This window comes from Wolbachia endosymbiont of Cylisticus convexus, assembly GCF_003344345.1.
In genome coordinates this window covers 1-1,213 of sequence record NZ_QPIP01000202.1, presented here as the reverse complement: position 1 = coordinate 1,213, position 1,213 = coordinate 1, and the positions used below count along the sequence as shown (strand labels likewise).

At 35.6% G+C, this 1,213-nt stretch carries 2 protein-coding genes; one reads left to right on the top strand and one right to left on the bottom strand.

Going from position 1 to position 1,213, the window contains the following annotated elements; translation table 11 throughout:
* Positions 1–18: 18 nt before the first annotated feature.
* A complete protein-coding gene (locus Wcon_RS13190; protein ID WP_114517978.1) occupies positions 19–309 on the bottom strand; it encodes a transposase in 291 nt (96 codons plus the stop codon).
* Positions 310–385: 76 nt separating this feature from the next.
* Here Wcon_RS13190 and Wcon_RS10400 point away from each other — a divergent pair.
* The coding region (locus Wcon_RS10400) for an IS256 family transposase (RefSeq protein WP_114516781.1) at positions 386–1,213 on the top strand (828 nt) is incomplete at its 3' end.

Here is a 1,213-nt window from a genome sequence, read left to right as displayed (position 1 = left end):
CCATAAGTGTTGAAAGTATCAAAAATGGCGTGATATAAGGTGATCAACGGCATGTAAGTTACCTCCTGATAGTAAAACAATTGAACGTAAAAAAGAGTCATTAAGATCTAATGTAAACTGTAATAGTGCTATCTTAAATCCGTCTAAGTTATTTCTTATTTTATAAACAAGAAATAATAAAGCTGTAATAATAATCATATAAATATACACTTTCATTCCATTCATGTCATGGCTTAAAAAATGCTTATATCCGAGGTTTTGCTTGATAAATTTGAAAAATACTTCTATATCCCACCTGCGTCTGTATATTTGTGGGGAATATTACTTTTTTTCGGTTTGACACACTTTTTTGAACTTATATCAATTTAAAAATGGAGGTTTGACAATGAGTCAAAAAGTAGTAAACAGAACTAACGGATTGGTAGATTATAAAGAGTTGGAAACAAATATCCTGTCGTCTATACGAGAAGGAAGACCGTTGACAGGAAAGGAGGGAGCATTAACACCATTTATAAAAAAGCTGCTGGAGGCGAGTCTAGAAGGTGAAATAGAAAACCATTTATTAGCTGAAAGTGAAGAAAATAATCGCAGAAATGGGAGGAATGGAAAGACTTTACGTACAAGTGCAGGTTCATTTGAGCTGTTAACGCCAAGAGATAGAGAAGGAAGTTTTGAGCCGCAAATAGTCAAAAAAAGGCAAACAAGCTTACATCCAGAGCTTGAAACGAAGATTTTGAGCACATTTGCCAGTGGTATGAGCTATAGAGATATAGCGTCACACGTTGAGGAAATTTATGATCACAAAATATCGGTAGCAGAGATATCAAGTATTACCGACAAATTACTGCCTATAATCAATGAATGGCGTAGTCGTCCACTGCAATCAGTATACCCGATAGTATTTATGGATGGGATGTTCTTTAAGGTCAAGGAGGATGGACATTGCGTAAGTAAATGTATGTACAATATATTGGGCATAGACCAAAATGGCAGAAAAGAAGTCCTGGGCTTTTATTTGGCTGAAAGTGAAGGAGCTAACTTTTGGTTGGAAGTGCTAAATAACCTCAAAGAAAGAGGAGTAGAAGATATTCTGATTGCATGTGTAGATGGGCTAAAAAGCTTTCCTGCAGCCATCAACAGTGTATTTCCCAGTGCAGAAGTGCAGCTATGTATAGTACACCAAATAAGAAATTCTCTGAAATATGTATCCAGT